Source organism: Pseudomonas sp. TE4620, assembly GCF_056279045.1.
In genome coordinates, this window is sequence record NZ_JBWBQO010000001.1 from 4,934,092 (window position 1) to 4,951,035 (window position 16,944).

Genomic DNA, 16,944 nt, shown 5'->3' on the forward strand with positions numbered 1-16,944 from the left:
AAATGGCGTCAAATTCCAAATACCACTTAAACTCGCCATTGCTCCCTAGACGGCCGGTTTCAGCTCGCCATGAACCACCCCCACGAAATTCGCCCCGACCTCGACCAGGGCATTGACCGCAAGGTGCTCAGCCAGCTGCGCCAACGCTTCCTGAAGCTCAACCAGGGGCGCCTGGGGCGGGCCATGGACGGGCTGTCGAGCCGCCAGCAGCAGGTCTTGACCCTGCTGCCGCTGTTTTTTCACGTCAATCACCCACTGTTGCCCGGTTATGTCTCAGGCACGACGCCCGCGGGGGTCGCCAACTTCGAGCCTGATGCGCAACTGCTGGCCGAAGCCCAGCGCCTGACCCGCTCATTTTCGTACAAGGCCCGGCGCGGCAACCCGCCCCAGCCGATTCACGGGCTGTTCCTGATGGGCAGCCTGGGCACCCTGGCCCAGGCCGAGCAGAGCGACATGGACGTCTGGGTCTGTCACGCCGCCGACCTGAGCGAAAGCGAACTGGCGGAGTTGCGCAAGAAATGCCTGCTGCTGGAAATCTGGGCCGCCAGCCAGGGCGCCGAAGCCCACCTGTTCTTGATCGAGCCGCAAGGCTTCGTCCAGGGCGAACGCGACGGCCAGCTCAGCTCCGATGACTGCGGCACCACCCAGCATTACCTGCTGCTCGACGAGTTCTACCGCACCGCCATCTGGCTGGCCGGGCGCACACCCTTGTGGTGGCTGGTGCCGGTCTATGAAGAGCCACGCTACCGGCAATACATCGAGACCCTACTGTCCAAGCGTTTCGTGCGTGCCGAAGACCACCTCGACCTCGGCCACCTGGCGCACATCCCCCCGGGCGAATTCGTCGGCGCCGGGCTCTGGCAACTGTTCAAGGGCATTGAATCGCCCTACAAGTCGGTGCTCAAGCTGCTGCTTACCGAGGTCTACGCCAGTGAACACCCGCAGGTGCAGTGCCTGAGCCTGCAGTTCAAGCAGGCGGTGTTCAGCAATCGCCTCGACCTCGACCAGCTCGACCCCTACATGATGGTCTACCGGCGTATCGAGCAGTACCTGCAAGGCCGCGGCGAACGCGAACGGCTGGAACTGGTGCGGCGCAGCCTGTACCTGAAGGTCAACAAGAAGCTCAGCGGCCTGGCCCGCCAGCGCAGTGCCAGCTGGCAGCGCGACCTGCTGCAGCGCCTGAGCCAGGAATGGAGCTGGGATCAACGCCAGCTGGCGCTGCTCGACAGCCGCAGCCAATGGAAAGTCCGCCAGGTGGCGGTCGAGCGCCGGGAGCTGGTAGCCGAGCTGAACTACAGCTACCGCTTCCTCTGCCAGTTTGCCCGCAGCCAGAACGCCACCAGCCGCATCGACCAGCGCGATCTCAGCGTGCTCGGCCGGCGCCTGTACGCCGCCTTTGAACGGCGCGCCGGCAAGGTTGAGTTCATCAACCCGGGCATCGCCCCGGACCTCGCCGAAGACACCCTGACCCTGGTGCAGTCACCCAACCGCAAAGAGCCCGGGCAGACCCACTGGGGCCTGTACAACGGCAACCTCGGCGTGCACGAGTGGGAGCACTTCGCGCCGATCAAACGCTGCCGCGAACTGCTCGAACTGCTGACCTGGGCGCACCGCAACGGTGTGATCGACAGCAGCACGCGCCTGGCCCTGCACCCGGGCAGCAGCGACCTGAGCGAGTATGAGCTGTTCAACCTGCTCGGCAGCCTGCAACAGAGCGTCGCCCTGCCCCTGGCGGTGGTCAGCGAACAGCGCCTGCTGCAACCGAGCGTGGTGGACGAGATCCTGCTGCTGGTCAATGTCGGCATCGACCCGCTGCAGCACCACCGCGACCTGAACATCCTGATGACCACCGAGCGCACCGACTCGCTGAGCTACGCCGGGGTGCGCGAAAACCTGGTGCTGACCCTCGACCAGGTCACCCTCAACAGCTGGAACGAAGTGCAGGTGCACCGCTACGACGGCGAACATGCCCTGCTGCGTTGCCTGCGTGATTACCTCAACAGCCTGGGCGCCGGCCACACGCCCAGGCTGCGGGTCCGCTGCTTCTGCCACAACCGCGCCCAGGCCATCGCCCTGCGGGTCGAGGAAGTGTTCGCCAGCACTCAGGCGCTGCTGGCGCAGAACCTCAACCAGCGCTACCTGTTGCAAGTCGAGCAGCACACCCATGTACTGGAACTGCAACGCGGCGCGGTAAACCTGGTGACCCTCGACGATCCGGACGCGGTGCTGCGCTACCTCGGTGAAGAACGCAGCGACTACAGCCCCCTGCACCTGGACGCCAATGCCCTGCAGGAGCTCGACCTGGCGCAACTGCTGCCGCTGGGCCAGCCGCAGTGCATCCAGCTGTTCTATCGGCTGCAGGACACCTGGGCGGATGTCTACGTACTCGATGAGCACAATGCCCTGTGGCAGCAGCGCTTGCCGTTTCACGATGAAAACAGCCTGTTGTTGCCGCTGCAGCGCTTCTTGCAATCGATCGTGTTTCGCCGCGATGCGCGCCTGCCGCTGGACAGCCTGCAGGCCCAGGGCTCACTGGATATTCTTTATTACCAATTGTTGCCATCAGGCACTGGCAAGGTTCGCCAGGTAGAAGCGCGCCAGGTCGAGGTCAAGGCCATCGACCGGCCCTACTACGAAGTGCAGGCGATTTTGCAGGCAGGCGCCAGCGACGACGTGCAAGTCACGCTGTACTGCAATCAGCGGGAGTTTTCCCAGCTCGAGCATGGCGACCAGCTGTATGCGGTGGTCGCCCGCGAGATCATCGAGCAGCGCCGCGAGGCTGAGCGCTACCGCTGCTACATCACCGACCTGGACTTGTCGGGCCTGCTGGCCGATGGCCTGGGCTCGAGCATTCTCTACCTGCGCTACAAGGGCGAACTGGAGCGGGCGCTCAACGAGGCCCTGGCGCAGGCTTGAGGCTCAGAGGTCGAAGTCACCTGCCGCTTCTGGCTGGTATTCGACTTCAAGCAGCTTGAGCTTGAGGGTCTTGCCGCCCGGGGCCGGCCAGTCGATCTGCTCGCCTACCGACAAGCCCAGCAGCGCGCTGCCGATCGGCGCGAGGATAGAGATCTTGCCTTCGTCGGCGTTGGCGTCTTTCGGGTAGACCAGGGTCAGGTGGTAGTCCTTGCCGCTGGCTTCTTCGCGGCAATGAACCCGGGAGTTCATGGTCACGACACCGGCCGGAACTTCCTCGTGACCGACCTGTTCGGCGCGGTCGAGCTCGTCCTGCAAGGCGAGCACACCCGGCGAGTCCTGCGTCTTCTCATCGAGGCTGTCGATCAGACGCTCGAGACGCTGCACGTCCAAGCGGGTGACGATAATGGAAGGGTGGGTGCTCATGATCCGGTCAGACTCCTTTTTTTGGGCGATATAAAGCAAAACCCCGCCCAAGGGCGGGGTTTGCAGGAATTCGGCACAGCCGAAACAGGTTCGACACTACCACAGCCAAGTAAATACACAATACCCGCAGGGTCTATGCCAACCCGGCCAGCTGTCGACGCGCCAGCGCCTCGCGGCAGATCTGCCGGCGCTGCTCGTCATCGGCCGCGCGCCACTGGCGAATGTCCTCGACATGGCGATAGCAACCGATGCAGACCTTGTGTTCATCCAGCCGGCAGGTGCTGATGCACGGCGACGGTACTGCCGGGCTGACGTTACTGTAGAGCGGCTTGGCCGGCTTGGCTGCGCTGCTCATCAGATGTCGTCGAAATCGAGCTTTTCACCCGCCCGCTCCCAGACGATGCGCTCCAGCATCTCGCCCAGCAGCTCCTCGGTCTTTTCACAGGTCCACTTGCCGTTCTGCTCGTCGTAGTCGAAGTGGAAACCACCGGACTTGTCGGCCAGCCACAGCTGGCGCAGCGGTTCCTGGCGACTGAAGATCAGCTGGCTGCCGTTGTCGAACTTGATGGTCAGGACCCCTGCCGAGTTCTCCATGTCCAGATCCAGGTCAGTCTCGTCGAACAGGTCTTCCAGCGCCTGTTGGGTCGCGTCGACCAGGTCGTGAAAACGCGCTTCGGTCAAACTCATTGCAAGAACCTCAAAAATGTCTGCACACACGCAAGCCGGGCAAGATACGAGCGCGGCGCGCCGAATGCAAAGGATACCGACCTGCGCCAGGCAGCGCAGCCACCACCCCGCCCGACGGCGGGTTGCCCGCATAGGCAAGGGGCCGGGCGCTCGGTATACTCGGGCGCAATACTGCTTATTACAAAGGATTACGCCATGAAGCGCCTGATCTCCACCCTCGCGGCGCTCGTCGCGGTTGCCTGCCTCGTTTCCGCCTGCGGCCAGAAGGGCCCGCTGTACCTGCCAGACGACAGCAAAGACGGTAAAAAGTCGCAATCGCACAAGCACCAGTAAGGGTAACCCATGGACGCTTTCAACTACCGCGACGGTCAGCTGTTCGCGGAAGGCGTGGCCCTGTCGGCCATCGCCGAACGTTTCGGCACGCCGACCTACGTCTACTCGCGCGCCCACATCGAGGCCCAGTACCGTAGCTACGCCGATGCTCTGGAGGGTGTTTCGCACCTGGTGTGCTTCGCCGTCAAGGCCAACTCCAACCTCGCTGTGCTGAACCTGCTGGCCCGCCTGGGCGCAGGTTTCGACATCGTTTCCGGCGGTGAGCTGGAGCGTGTACTGGCCGCGGGCGGGCGTGCCAATCGCGTGGTGTTCTCCGGCGTCGGCAAAACCCGCGAAGACATGCGCCGCGCCCTGGAAGTCGGCGTGCACTGCTTCAACGTCGAATCCACCGACGAGCTCGAGCGCCTGCAGGTAGTGGCCGCCGAAATGGGCGTACGCGCGCCGGTTTCGCTGCGGGTCAACCCGGACGTCGATGCCGGTACCCACCCGTACATCTCCACGGGCCTGAAAGAAAACAAGTTCGGTATCGCCATCGCCGATGCCGAAGAGGTGTACATCCGCGCCGCGCAACTGCCGAACCTGGAAGTGGTCGGCGTCGACTGCCATATCGGCTCGCAGCTGACCACCCTGGAACCCTTCCTCGATGCCCTCGACCGCCTGCTGGCGTTGATCGACCGCCTCGGCGACTGCGGCATCCTCCTGCGTCACCTGGACCTGGGTGGCGGCGTCGGTGTGCGTTATCGCGACGAAGAGCCGCCGCTGGCCGGCGACTACATCAAGGCCATCCGCGAGCGCGTCGGCGACCGCGACCTGGCCCTGGTGTTCGAGCCGGGCCGCTATATCGTCGCCAACGCTGGCGTGCTGCTGACCCAGGTCGAGTACCTCAAGCACACCGAGCACAAGGATTTCGCCATCGTCGATGCGGCGATGAACGACCTGATCCGCCCAGCCCTGTACCAGGCCTGGATGAACGTCACGGCGGTGCAGCCGCGTGCCGGCGAAGGCCGTGTTTACGACATCGTCGGGCCGATCTGCGAAACCGGCGACTTCCTCGCCAAGGAGCGCGAGCTGAACCTGGCCGAAGGCGACCTGCTGGCGGTGCACTCGGCGGGCGCCTATGGTTTTGTCATGAGCTCGAACTACAACACCCGTGGTCGTTGTGCCGAAGTGCTGGTCGATGGTGACCAGGCCTTCGAAGTGCGTCGTCGCGAAACCGTGGCCGAGTTGTTCGCCGGCGAAAGCCTGCTGCCGGAGTAAACCCATGCTGCTGCGTTTTACCAAGATGCATGGGCTGGGCAACGACTTCATGGTCCTCGACCTGGTCAGCCAGCATGCGCACATTTTACCCAAGCACGCCAAGCAATGGGGCGACCGCCACACCGGCATCGGTTTCGACCAGTTGCTGATCGTCGAGGCGCCGAGCAATCCGGAAGTGGATTTCCGCTACCGAATCTTCAACGCCGACGGCTCCGAGGTCGAACAGTGCGGCAACGGTGCGCGCTGCTTTGCGCGCTTCGTGCTGGACAAGCGCCTGACTGCGAAAAAACGCATCCGCGTTGAAACCAAAGGCGGCATCATCGAGCTGGACGTGCGCAACGACGGGCAGATCAGCGTCGACATGGGCCCGCCGCGGCTGGTGCCGGCCGAGATCCCGTTCGACGCGCCGGCCCAGGCCCTGAGCTATCCGCTCGAGGTTGCCGGGCGCAACGTCGAACTCTTCGCCGTGTCGATGGGCAACCCCCATGCCGTGCTGCGCGTCGACGACATCAACGCCGCGCCAGTGCACGAGCTGGGCGCGCAGATCGAACATCACCCGCGCTTCCCGCAGCGGGTCAATGTCGGTTTCATCCAGGTCATCGACCGTCACCGCGCGCAACTGCGGGTGTGGGAACGCGGCGCGGGCGAAACCCAGGCCTGCGGTACCGGTGCCTGCGCCGCTGCCGTGGCGGCGATCAGCCAGGGCTGGATGGATTCACCGCTGTTGATCGACCTGCCGGGTGGGCGCCTGTCCATCGAATGGGCAGGCCCGGGCAAGCCGGTGTTGATGACCGGCCCCGCCGTACGCGTGTTTGAAGGACAGGTTCGTCTATGAGTGAGTACCAGCCATGACCGATCAGCCCCAGGCTCCCGCCGAACAGCCCACCGACCTTAGCGCCGAGGGCTCGACGCCCACCCTCGGGGCTGAGGCCGTGGTTGCCTACCTGCGCGACAACCCGACGTTCTTCGCCGAGCACGACGAACTGCTCAGCGAGCTGCACATTCCCCATCAGCGTGGCGATAGCGTGTCGCTGGTCGAGCGCCAGCTCAAGCTGCTGCGCGACCGCAATATCGAGATGCGTCACCGCCTGTCGCAACTGATGGACGTGGCCCGCGACAACGACCGGCTGTTCGACAAGACCCGCCGGCTGATCCTCGACCTGCTCGATGCTGACAGCCTCGAAAGCGTGGTGATGGCTGTCGAAGACAGCCTGCGCCAGGAGTTCAAGGTGCCCTTCGTCAGCCTGATTCTGTTCGGCGAAACTGCCGCGCCGGTCGGCCGCTGGGTCAACAGCGGCGACGCCCAGCAAGCCATTGGCGGCCTGTTGTGCGCCGGCAAGACGGTCAGCGGCAACTTGCGCGATCATGAGCTGGACTTCCTGTTCGGCGAAGAGCAGCGCAAGGAAGTCGGCTCCAGCGCCGTCGCCACCCTCAACCACCAGGGCCTGCACGGCGTACTGGCAATCGGTAGTCGCGACCCGCAGCATTACAAGAGCACGGTCGGTACCCTGTTCCTCAGCTACATCGCCGAAGTGCTCGGCCGGGTCGTCCCGCGCCATACCCAGACCCTGCGTCCGGTGCGCTAGTGGAACGCCAGCTGGAGGCCTTCTGCGCGCACTTGCGCAACGAGCGCCAGGTGTCCGAACACACCCAGCTGGCCTACCGACGCGACCTCGAAAGCGTCCTGGCGTTCTGCACCAAGAGCGGCATCGACAGCTGGAACGCCCTGCAGATCCAGCACCTGCGCCAACTGATCGCCCGCCAGCATCACCAGGGCCAGTCCTCGCGCAGCCTTGCCCGCCTGCTCTCAGCGGTGCGCGGTTTCTACCGTTACCTCAACCGTGAAGGCCACTGCAGCCACGATCCGGCCAACGGCCTGTCAGCGCCCAAGGGCGAACGGCGCCTGCCCAAGACCCTCGACACCGACCGTGCCCTGCAACTGCTGGAAGGCGCGGTCGAAGATGAATTTCTCGCCCGCCGCGACCAGGCCATGCTCGAGCTGTTCTACTCCTCCGGCCTGCGCCTGTCGGAGTTGACCAGCCTCAACCTGGAGCAGCTCGACCTGCCCGGTGGCCTGGTGCAAGTCCATGGCAAGGGCAGCAAGACCCGCGTGCTGCCAGTCGGGCGCAAGGCCCGCGAGGCGCTGGAGCAATGGCTGGTGCTGCGCGCCGGCAGCGGCCCGCAGGACGGCGCGGTGTTCGTCAGCCAGCAGGGCCGGCGCCTGGGCCCACGGGCCATTCAACTGCGGGTGCAAGCCGCTGGCGCCCGCGAACTGGGCCAGAACCTGCACCCGCACATGTTGCGACACTCCTTCGCCAGCCACTTGCTGGAATCGTCCCAGGACCTGCGCGCCGTGCAAGAGATGCTCGGCCACGCCGACATCGCCACCACGCAGATCTACACTCACCTGGACTTCCAGCACCTGGCCGCCGTGTATGACAGCGCCCACCCCCGGGCCAAACGCAGTAAGGGCAGTGACTCATGAGCATCAAGCTGATCACCTTCGACCTCGACGACACCCTGTGGGACACCGCACCAGTGATCGTCAGCGCCGAGACCACCCTGCGCGACTGGCTGGCAGCCAATGCGCCAACCCTGGGCGCGGTTCCGGTCGAGCACCTGTATGCCATTCGCGAGCGCCTGGTGCAGGCAGAACCCGGGCTCAAGCACCGCATCAGCGCCCTGCGCCGGCGCGTACTGTTCCATGCCCTGGAAGAGGTCGGCTACAGCGAGAACAAGGCCCGTGAGCTGGCCAACGAAGGCTTTGAAGTGTTCCTCCACGCCCGCCACCAGATCGATATCTTCCCTGAGGTGCAGCCGGTGCTGGAGATCCTCCGTCACCACTACACCCTGGGCGTGGTCACCAATGGCAACGCCGATGTGCGCCGCCTGGGCCTGGCCGATTACTTCAAATTTGCCCTGTGCGCCGAAGACCTAGGCATCGGCAAACCCGACCCGCAACCCTTCCTCGAAGCCCTGCGCCAGGGCGAAGTCGAGGCGACTGCGGCGGTGCACATTGGCGATCACCCCGGCGATGACATTGCCGGGGCCCAGCGCGCCGGCCTGCGGGCGATCTGGTTCAACCCCCAGGGCAAGGCCTGGGAAGCCGAGAACCGCCCTGACGCAGAGATCCAGCGCCTGTCGCAGTTGCCTGAACTGCTCAACAGCTGGCGCTGAAGCGCAGACACAAAAAAGCCCGCAGCGACGGCGGGCTTTCTTGCTGACGGGGCCACTCAGATAGGGCGGCTACCGTACTTGTTGTCCGGCTTCTTGGGCGGATCGGCGACCACATTGGCCTCCACTTCCTGCACCTTGCCACCACGGGAGAGAAACTCTTCCATGGCCTTGGCCAGGGCATCACGCTCCTTCTGCTTGGCTTCCATGCTCGGCATGTCTTCTACCGAGACTGCCGCCGACTTCGACTTGCCTTTGGCTACGGGAGCCGGGCTGTCGTCGCCGCTGTCGTCAGCCACATCATCGGCTGCCGCTTCGAGGCCTTCATCGCCTTCGTCTTCATCGCCTACTTCGAGGTCGTCAGTTTCCAGATCGTCGTCGCTCATGTTCTACCTCATGACTTGCGAAAAGCAGATTAGTTATAGACCAGCAACGTCGAAAATCGACAGCTGCCAGAAAAAATTCAAGCGCCGCAGGCAGGCTGCGGGCCGTGGTTGCGCCACAACGAATGGCGAGAACCGGGCAAACCCCACGTCACGGGCGAGGTCTGTACAAATAAAGAGCGGGCGGCGGTAATGCGCCGACATACCCTGGCATGATCGACTCGCTTATTGGCAAGCCTAGCAAAGGGTACGGAAGTTTGCGGACAGCTCGTCAGCACCCTTCGGCGCGCATTCTAGCGTGCTCAGAGAAAAAGCAAAGTGCCTAAATTTCACTGAGCGCTGTAAGTTTTCTGCCCACGTCGCACGCAGCCATCTAAGCGCGGCAAGAAACCGTTTGCGCCTGAGAGAAGTGACAAAATCCGGACAAAAAAATGCCCGGCAAGCCGGGCAAGATTTTTTCGAGGACGTTACAGGTTGTAGCCGCGCTCGTTGTGTTGCGCCAGGTCGAGACCGACCGACTCTTCTTCTTCGTTGACCCGCAGGCCCATGACCAGATCCAGCACCTTGAGAATCACGTAGGTGACGATCGCGGTGTAGATCACGGTAAAGCCGACGCCCTTGGCCTGAATCCAGACTTGCGCGCCGATGTCTTCGACGGTGCCGAAGCCGCCCAGTGCCGGGGCTGCGAACACGCCGGTGAGGATCGCGCCGACGATACCGCCGATGCCGTGCACGCCGAAGGCATCCAGGGAGTCGTCGTAACCCAGCTTGCGCTTGAGGCTGGTGGCGCAGAAGTAGCAGATCACGCCCGCCACCAGGCCGATTACCAGGGCGCCCATCGGCCCGACAGTGCCGGCAGCCGGGGTGATGGCCACAAGACCTGCGACCACGCCCGAGGCGATGCCCAGTGCGCTTGGCTTACCGTGGGTCAGCCACTCGGCGAACATCCAGCCCAGGGCCGCTGCGGCGGTAGCGATCTGGGTCACCAGCATGGCCATGCCGGCGGTGCCGTTGGCGGCAGCGGCGGAGCCTGCGTTGAAGCCGAACCAGCCAATCCACAGCATGGCCGCGCCCATCAGCGTATAGCCGAGGTTGTGCGGCGCCATTGGCGTGGTCGGGAAGCCCTTGCGCTTGCCCAATACCAGGCAGGCCACCAGGCCGGCAATACCGGCGTTGATGTGCACCACGGTGCCGCCCGCGAAGTCGAGCACGCCCCAGTCCCACATCAGGCCGCCGTTACCGCTCCAGACCATGTGGGCGATGGGCGCGTAGACCAGGGTGAACCAGATGGCCATGAAGATCAGCATCGCCGAGAACTTCATGCGCTCGGCAAAGGCGCCGACGATCAGCGCCGGGGTGATGATCGCGAAGGTCATCTGGAAGGTGATGAACACCGCTTCAGGGAACAGCGCCGCCGAAGAGGTCAGGCTCGCCGGGGTCACGCCGGCGAGGAACGCCTTGGACAGACCGCCAACGAAGGAATTGAAGTTGACGACACCTTGCTCCATACCGGTGGTATCGAAGGCCAGGCTGTAGCCGTAAACCACCCACAGGACGCTGATCAGGCCGGTGATCGCAAAGCACTGCATCATCACCGACAGCACGTTCTTGGAACGCACCATGCCGCCGTAGAACAGGGCCAGACCAGGGATGGTCATGAACAGCACCAGGGCTGTAGCGGTCAACATCCAGGCGGTGTCGCCGGAGTTGAGCACGGGGGCTGCCGCCTCCTCTGCCAGGGCCAGGCCAGGCATTACGAGGGACAAAAGGGCTCCTAGCCCTGCGAACTGACGCAGAGTCATATTGTTATCTCCTGGGGCGTTGGGGTTTGGTGAGGCTTTTTTTAGATCGCGTCGGTATCGGTTTCGCCGGTACGGATGCGAATCGCCTGCTCCAGATTGACCACGAAAATCTTGCCGTCACCGATCTTGCCGGTGTTGGCCGCCTTGGTGATCGCCTCGATGACCCGGTCCAGATCCTTGTCGTCGATGGCGACGTCGATCTTCACCTTGGGCAGAAAATCGACCACATACTCAGCGCCGCGATACAGCTCGGTGTGACCTTTCTGCCGGCCGAAACCTTTGACTTCAGTGACAGTAATGCCCTGCACGCCGATTTCGGACAGCGACTCGCGCACGTCGTCCAACTTGAACGGCTTGATGATGGCAGTGACTAGCTTCATGAAACTCTCTCCCGAATTGGTGGACTTGCCCCAGGAAAACAAACCCGACTCAAGTCTAAGCGCAGTGCCTGGCTTTGTAACGCGTCGTCATGGTGACTGCATCAGTGCATGGGTCATGAAGGACATAGCAGAAACCTTGCCAGAATGGTTAAAGCCCCGGATTACAGGGACTTAGGTTGCACAACCCGACTTGGCCAGTCGCCAGCACGGGTTTGCTGCACAACAACGGTGCGCGGCGTTTCGCCGCCATGCGCGAAAAGCGTGCAGCATTGGGGCGCTGAGGCTGCGTGTTACACTGGCGCCCCATTGCATACTGTGGACAGCCGAACATGCTCGCGCCCAAAGCCTTTCTTGATGCCCTGAGCGACCAGGCCTCGCGCCTGTTCAGCGGCGACACCTCGCAGCCTCGCAGCGAAATCGAAAGCCAGTTCAAAGCCCTGCTGCAAAGCGGCTTCAGCAAACTCGAGCTGGTCAGCCGGGAAGAATTCGACAGCCAGATGGTCGTCCTGGCCCGCACCCGCGCCCGTCTTGAGGCGCTCGAAGCCAAGGTCGCGGAAATGGAAGCACGCCTGAACCCGCCTGCTGCCGAGTGAGCTTGCGATGACGCCTTCTACTGAGTACCCGGTGCTGTTGTTCTCCTATGGCACCCTGCAGGACAAAGCTGTGCAGTTGGCCAACTTCGGCCGTGAACTGGTCGGCCAGGAGGACCAGATGCTCGGTTACAGCCAGGCCTGGGTGGAAATCACCGACCCGCAAGTCCTGGCCACCAGCGGCAAGACCCACCACCCGATCGTCACCCCCAGCAGCAATGCCGACGACAGCGTACCCGGCATGGTCTTGCAGATCAGCGAAGCCGAACTTGCCGCGGCGGATGCCTATGAAGTGTCCGACTACAAGCGGGTTGCGGTGACCCTGGCCTCTGGTCTGACGGCCTGGGTTTACGTGCGCGCCTGAGCGACGCGGTAGTGGTCAAGGCGTCGCACATAACGCTCGGCGTGGCTGGCTGTACTGGCCTCATCGCGGGTCAAGCCCGCTCCTACAAGCCTGAGAACAGTGCTGAACCTGTCGGAGCTGGCTTGCCGGCGATCGAGTGCGCAGCGCTCGCACTAGTGGTCCTGTAAAAACCAGACTCACTCTTCCCCGCCCCGATCCGCTCCACCCCACTACGCTTGCAGAGCCGCAGGACGCGGCTTTGTCTAGATCATGGAGCGTTCATGTCCCTCGCCCTTGTCCACAGCCGTGCCCAGGTCGGTGTTTCGGCCCCGGCGGTCAGTGTTGAAGCGCATCTGGCCAATGGTCTGCCGGCACTGACCCTGGTTGGCCTGCCGGAAGCGACCGTGAAAGAAAGCAAGGATCGGGTGCGCAGCGCGATCCTCAATTCCGGCCTGGAATTCCCCGCCCGGCGCATCACCCTTAACCTTGCTCCCGCGGATTTACCCAAGGATGGCGGACGCTTTGACCTTGCCATCGCCCTGGGGATCCTTGCCGCCAACGGCCAGTTCCCGATTGCAGCGCTTGGCGAGGTGGAATGCCTGGGTGAACTGGCGCTGTCCGGGGCAATCCGCTCGGTGCAAGGCGTACTGCCCGCTGCCTTGGCGGCACGAGAAGCCGGCCGGGCCTTGGTGGTGCCGCAAGAGAATGCCGAAGAAGCCTGTTTAGCATCGGGCCTGGTAGTGTTTGCAGTCAGTAACCTGCTGGAACTGGTCGCCCACTTCAACGGCCAGAGCCCGCTCAATCCCTACGCTGCCAACGGCCTGTTGCTACAGATCCGTCCCTACCCCGACCTCAACGAAGTACAGGGCCAGCAAGCCGCCAAGCGCGCACTGCTGGTTGCCGCCGCCGGTGCGCACAACCTGCTGTTCAGCGGCCCACCGGGCACCGGCAAGACCCTGCTCGCCAGCCGCCTGCCCGGCCTGTTGCCACCGCTGGATGAACGCGAAGCGCTGGAGGTGGCGGCGATACAGTCGGTGGCCAGCCATGTGCCGCTGAGCAGTTGGCCGCAGCGGCCGTTTCGCCATCCGCATCACTCGGCCTCCGGTGCTGCGCTGGTCGGCGGTGGCAGCCGACCGCAACCAGGAGAGATAACCCTGGCCCATCACGGCGTGCTGTTCCTCGATGAGCTGCCGGAGTTCGAGCGGCGGGTACTGGAAGTACTGCGCGAACCGCTGGAATCCGGCGAAATCGTCATCGCCCGGGCCAAGGACAAAATCCGCTTTCCCGCGCGCTTCCAGCTGGTCGCCGCCATGAACCCCTGCCCCTGTGGATATCTTGGCGACCCCACCGGCCGCTGTCGCTGCAGCAGCGAACAGATCCAGCGCTACCGCAACAAACTCTCCGGGCCCCTGCTCGACCGTATCGACCTGCACCTGACCGTCGCCCGCGAAGCCACGGCACTGTCCACCAACAGCAGCCACGGCGAAAGCAGCGCCACCATTGCCGCGCAAGTCGCCGCCGCCCGCGACATCCAGCAACAGCGCCAGGGCTGTGCCAACGCCTTCCTCGACCTGCCCGGCCTGCGCCATTACTGCGGGTTATCCACAGCCGACCAGAGCTGGCTGGAAAGCGCCTGCGAACGCCTGACCCTGTCCTTGCGCGCCGCCCATCGCCTGCTCAAGGTGGCGCGCACCCTGGCCGACCTGGAACAGGCTGAAAACATCGGACGCGGGCACCTGGCTGAAGCGCTGCACTATCGCCCGAGCAACCAGTAGTAATTGCCCGCATTCTGCTCTTAACTTGGCAACAGCCCACCGCACCGAGACCGGTATGTTCGCATTCGCCCAGAGTTACCCGCTGTTGCTCGGCATTACCCTGATCGTGCTCGACCTCACGCTCTGGCAACTGATACCCGTCAATCGCCGGCCCTGGCGCATCGCTGCGCGTTTGCTGGTGTTTTCGCTGTTCACCTGGGTGCTGATCAGCGCCGGGGTCAGCCCGCTACAACCTGCGCCCTGGGTCGAGGATGTGCCGCGTAATCTGCTCGCTACGGTGCTGGGGATTGCCTGGTGGCTGTTTGCGGCGCGTACCGCGACGGTGGTGATTGGCTTGGTGCTGGTGGCCCGTAGCGGCCACACCGGGCGCTTGCTGCAGGATGTGCTGGGGGCGGTGATTTTCCTGGTGGCCATTGTGGCTGCGGCGGCCTATGTGTTGCAGTTGCCGGTCAAAGGCCTGCTGGCAACCTCGGGGGTGATGGCGATCGTCATCGGCCTGGCGCTGCAGAGCACGCTCAGCGACGTGTTCTCCGGCATTGTGCTGAACACCACCCGCCCCTATCAGATCGGCGACTCGATCAGCATCGACGGCACCGAAGGCAAGGTCATCGAGATCGACTGGCGCGCCACCCGCTTGCTGACTGGCAACGGCAGCATGGCGGTGATTCCCAACTCGGTGGCGGCCAAGGCCAAGCTGCTTAATTTCAGCCAGCCCAGCGATGTGCATGGCGTCTCCATCAGCGTCGTGGTGCCGGCCAAGGTACGCCCGCGACGGGTGCTCGATGCCCTGGAAAAAACCCTGCAAGGCACACGTACCTTGCTGACCAGCCCGGCACCGAAAGCCACGATCAAGAGTTCGAGCCTGGAATCGGTGGAGTACGAGGCCAGCGGTTTTGTCAGTGCCATGAGCCAGAAGACCGAGGTGCGTAACCATATGTTCGACCTCGCCCACCGGCACCTGGAAGCCGCCGGCGTAGTGTGGAACAGCGACTCCCAGCAAGGCCAGGTGTGGAACCGTCAGCGCGCCCTGCTCGAAGACGTGCGCATCTTCCGTTCGCTCAGCAACGAGGAAAAAGACAACCTCAGCCAGCGCATGACCGCTGTGGAATACCTGGCCGACCAGGTGATCCTCGGCGTCGGCGACAGCTCGGACTACCTGCTGGTGATTGGCACCGGGGTAGTGTCGGTGGGTGTTAGTGATGGTGACAAGCAGCTCGAAGCCGGGCGCATGGGCCCGGGTGAGGTGCTGGGGGTGGAAGGCCTGCTCGAAGCGGAAGACTCCACTGCCGAGTTCCGCACCCTGACCAGCTGCATCCTCTACCGTATCGACAAGGACGAAGTACGCAGCTGCCTGGAACAACGCACCGAGGTCAAGACCGCTCTGATCAAGTTGCAACGCATCCGCCAGCAAACCCGCCAGTCACTGCTCGAGCAAAAACCTGCAGCCATCAAGAAAGGCGGCTTTCTCAGCTGGCTGCACAAGTAGCGGTCAGAGCACCACGCGCAAGCACTGCCCGGCGTGATACAGCGAGAACCCGGTTTCGTAGAAGCCGGTCCGCAGCGCCGGCGCCGACACCGGTTTCATTGCCGAGAACGGAATCGGCAAGGCATCCGGGTTATCGCACAACAGGTACTGGGCGAAGGCTTTGCCGATCACTGTGCCGGTGGTGTTGCCACGGCCGTTGTAGCCGGTAACGGCGACGATGCCCGGCGCTGGCTCGAACAGGCGCATCAGGTGGTCCGGGGTGAAGTCGATGCAACCGGTCCAATGCATTTCCCACTCGACTTTGCCCAGTTGCGGGAAGTAATGGTTCTGGATGCGATCGGCCCAGCTGCGGATGAACCAGGCCGGCTTGTTGTCGACCCGCCCAAGGCTGCCGAGCAACAGCCGACCCTGATCATCGCGACGGATGCTGCTGAGCACCGTGCGCGTATCCCATGAACCCTGGCCGTGCTTGAGCACGTTGTCGGCAGCGGCGCCTTGCAGCGGTACCGAAGCGACCTGGTAGTAGTAACCGCGGAAGAACTGGCGTTGCAGGTTGGTCCAGTCGCCCTCGGTGTAGGCGCCGGTGGAGATCACCACCTTGTCGGCACTGACCGAACCCTGGGCGGTTTTCACTCGCCAATTGCTGCCTTCACGCTCCAGGCCTTGCACGGCGGACTGCTGGAAGATCTGCCCGCCCAGGCGCTCGACCGCAGCGGCCAGGCCCTGGGTATACCCCATGGGGTTGATGGTGCCGGCGCGGCGATCGAGCAGCGCGGCGGAAATCTTGTCAGTACCGCAATATTCTTCGCACTTTGCCCCGGTCAGCAGTTCGACATCGGCACCGCGACTGCTCCATTGCTGGTGACGGGCTTCGAGGTCGGCAACGCCGGTGGCGTTGTGGGCCATGTGCAGGGTGCCGCTGTTGTGCGCCTGGCAGTCGATACCCAGGCGTTCGATGGTGGCGAACACCTCGCCCGGCGCTTCGCCCAGCACCTTGTTCAGGCGGCTGCCTTGCTTCTGGCCCAGGGTCGCTTCGACGTCGTCCGGGCGAATCCAGGTGCCGGCGTTGACCAGGCCAACGTTGCGCCCGGAACCTCCGTGGCCGATTTTCCAGGCTTCGAGCAGGATGACTGACTTGCCCTGCTCAAGCAGGTGGATGGCTGCCGACAGGCCAGTGATGCCGCCGCCGATGATGCACACATCGGCCTTGAGTTCGGCGCTCAGCACACGGGATGGCGCGGCGGGCTGGGTGACGTGCTCCCAGAGGCATTGTTGACGCAGTTCTGGCATGGCCGGCTTCCTGTTTTATTCTTGTGCGGTGGTGTTCTGATCGCGGGTCAAGTCGAGACGTCGCACCGCCGCTCCTACACCGATTGGTGTGGGAGCGGCGGTGCG

18 protein-coding genes are annotated in these 16,944 nt (G+C 63.7%); 11 read left to right on the forward strand and 7 right to left on the reverse strand.

Going from position 1 to position 16,944, the window contains the following annotated elements; translation table 11 throughout:
• Window positions 1–69 precede the first annotated feature (69 nt).
• Window positions 70–2,916 carry a class I adenylate cyclase gene (locus ACZ9A3_RS22965; protein ID WP_476253154.1) on the forward strand — a complete coding sequence of 949 codons (2,847 nt, stop codon included), beginning with the start codon at window positions 70–72 and terminating at the stop codon, window positions 2,914–2,916.
• Between the two features lie 3 nt (window positions 2,917–2,919).
• Here the strand turns inward: ACZ9A3_RS22965 and rnk are convergent, their stop codons facing one another.
• From rnk to cyaY, 3 genes are all read right to left on the reverse strand, one after another.
• Window positions 2,920–3,339 (reverse strand): nucleoside diphosphate kinase regulator, encoded by a 420-nt coding sequence (gene rnk / locus ACZ9A3_RS22970; protein WP_093378130.1) that lies wholly within the window; start codon window positions 3,337–3,339, stop codon window positions 2,920–2,922.
• Window positions 3,340–3,472: 133 nt separating this feature from the next.
• Complete coding sequence (locus ACZ9A3_RS22975; RefSeq protein WP_045200987.1) at window positions 3,473–3,694, reverse strand: DUF1289 domain-containing protein; 222 nt, start codon at window positions 3,692–3,694, stop codon at window positions 3,473–3,475.
• On the reverse strand, window positions 3,694–4,026 hold the full coding sequence (cyaY, locus tag ACZ9A3_RS22980) for an iron donor protein CyaY (protein WP_045200985.1): 333 nt from the start codon (window positions 4,024–4,026) through the stop codon (window positions 3,694–3,696). Before cyaY ends, ACZ9A3_RS22975 begins: the two co-directional genes overlap by 1 nt.
• 195 nt (window positions 4,027–4,221) lie before the next feature.
• Here cyaY and lptM point away from each other — a divergent pair, with 195 nt between their 5' ends.
• Genes lptM through ACZ9A3_RS23010 form a run of 6 tightly spaced genes read left to right on the forward strand, consistent with a single transcriptional unit; the run spans window position 4,222 to window position 8,793 of the window.
• Window positions 4,222–4,359: an LPS translocon maturation chaperone LptM gene (gene lptM / locus ACZ9A3_RS22985; protein WP_045200983.1), complete on the forward strand. Its 138-nt coding sequence runs from the start codon at window positions 4,222–4,224 to the stop codon at window positions 4,357–4,359.
• A 9-nt stretch (window positions 4,360–4,368) separates the two neighbouring features.
• Entirely contained in the window at window positions 4,369–5,616 is a 1,248-nt protein-coding gene (gene lysA, locus ACZ9A3_RS22990) for a diaminopimelate decarboxylase (RefSeq protein WP_476253155.1), read from the forward strand.
• A gap of 4 nt (window positions 5,617–5,620) precedes the next feature.
• Complete coding sequence (gene dapF, locus ACZ9A3_RS22995) at window positions 5,621–6,451, forward strand: diaminopimelate epimerase (RefSeq protein ID WP_093378122.1); 831 nt, start codon at window positions 5,621–5,623, stop codon at window positions 6,449–6,451.
• Window positions 6,452–6,464: 13 nt separating this feature from the next.
• Entirely contained in the window at window positions 6,465–7,202 is a 738-nt protein-coding gene (locus ACZ9A3_RS23000) for a DUF484 family protein (protein WP_045200976.1), read from the forward strand.
• Window positions 7,202–8,101, forward strand: a complete 900-nt coding sequence (gene xerC / locus ACZ9A3_RS23005; RefSeq protein WP_213602900.1) for a tyrosine recombinase XerC — start codon at window positions 7,202–7,204, stop codon at window positions 8,099–8,101. Before ACZ9A3_RS23000 ends, xerC begins: the two co-directional genes overlap by 1 nt.
• The gene (locus ACZ9A3_RS23010) at window positions 8,098–8,793 is read left to right on the forward strand and encodes an HAD family hydrolase (RefSeq protein WP_045200972.1); all 696 of its coding nucleotides are present in this window, start codon (window positions 8,098–8,100) and stop codon (window positions 8,791–8,793) included. Before xerC ends, ACZ9A3_RS23010 begins: the two co-directional genes overlap by 4 nt.
• A gap of 56 nt (window positions 8,794–8,849) precedes the next feature.
• Here the strand turns inward: ACZ9A3_RS23010 and sutA are convergent, their stop codons facing one another.
• The 3 genes from sutA to glnK all read right to left on the reverse strand — a co-directional run bounded on the left by sutA (window position 8,850) and on the right by glnK (window position 11,355).
• A complete protein-coding gene (gene sutA, locus ACZ9A3_RS23015) occupies window positions 8,850–9,176 on the reverse strand; it encodes a transcriptional regulator SutA (protein ID WP_045200970.1) in 327 nt (108 codons plus the stop codon).
• A gap of 464 nt (window positions 9,177–9,640) precedes the next feature.
• Entirely contained in the window at window positions 9,641–10,975 is a 1,335-nt protein-coding gene (locus ACZ9A3_RS23020; RefSeq protein ID WP_045200968.1) for an ammonium transporter, read from the reverse strand.
• A 41-nt stretch (window positions 10,976–11,016) separates the two neighbouring features.
• Window positions 11,017–11,355, reverse strand: coding sequence for a P-II family nitrogen regulator (gene glnK, locus ACZ9A3_RS23025; protein ID WP_002555808.1), 339 nt, complete (start codon window positions 11,353–11,355; stop codon window positions 11,017–11,019).
• Between the two features lie 329 nt (window positions 11,356–11,684).
• Between glnK and ACZ9A3_RS23030 the strand changes: the two genes are divergently transcribed.
• The 4 genes from ACZ9A3_RS23030 (at window position 11,685) to ACZ9A3_RS23045 (ending at window position 15,549) form a co-directional block, all read left to right on the forward strand.
• The gene (locus tag ACZ9A3_RS23030; RefSeq protein ID WP_010221117.1) at window positions 11,685–11,948 is read left to right on the forward strand and encodes an accessory factor UbiK family protein; all 264 of its coding nucleotides are present in this window, start codon (window positions 11,685–11,687) and stop codon (window positions 11,946–11,948) included.
• Window positions 11,949–11,955: 7 nt separating this feature from the next.
• On the forward strand, window positions 11,956–12,309 hold the full coding sequence (locus tag ACZ9A3_RS23035) for a gamma-glutamylcyclotransferase family protein (RefSeq protein ID WP_093378104.1): 354 nt from the start codon (window positions 11,956–11,958) through the stop codon (window positions 12,307–12,309).
• 260 nt (window positions 12,310–12,569) lie between these two features.
• The gene (locus ACZ9A3_RS23040) at window positions 12,570–14,063 is read left to right on the forward strand and encodes a YifB family Mg chelatase-like AAA ATPase (protein WP_476253156.1); all 1,494 of its coding nucleotides are present in this window, start codon (window positions 12,570–12,572) and stop codon (window positions 14,061–14,063) included.
• A gap of 55 nt (window positions 14,064–14,118) precedes the next feature.
• Window positions 14,119–15,549: a mechanosensitive ion channel family protein gene (locus tag ACZ9A3_RS23045; RefSeq protein WP_093378095.1), complete on the forward strand. Its 1,431-nt coding sequence runs from the start codon at window positions 14,119–14,121 to the stop codon at window positions 15,547–15,549.
• A 3-nt stretch (window positions 15,550–15,552) separates the two neighbouring features.
• Here ACZ9A3_RS23045 and amaA read toward each other — a convergent pair whose 3' ends face one another.
• Window positions 15,553–16,839: an L-pipecolate oxidase gene (gene amaA, locus ACZ9A3_RS23050; protein WP_045200959.1), complete on the reverse strand. Its 1,287-nt coding sequence runs from the start codon at window positions 16,837–16,839 to the stop codon at window positions 15,553–15,555.
• Between the last annotated feature and the right edge of the window lie 105 nt (window positions 16,840–16,944).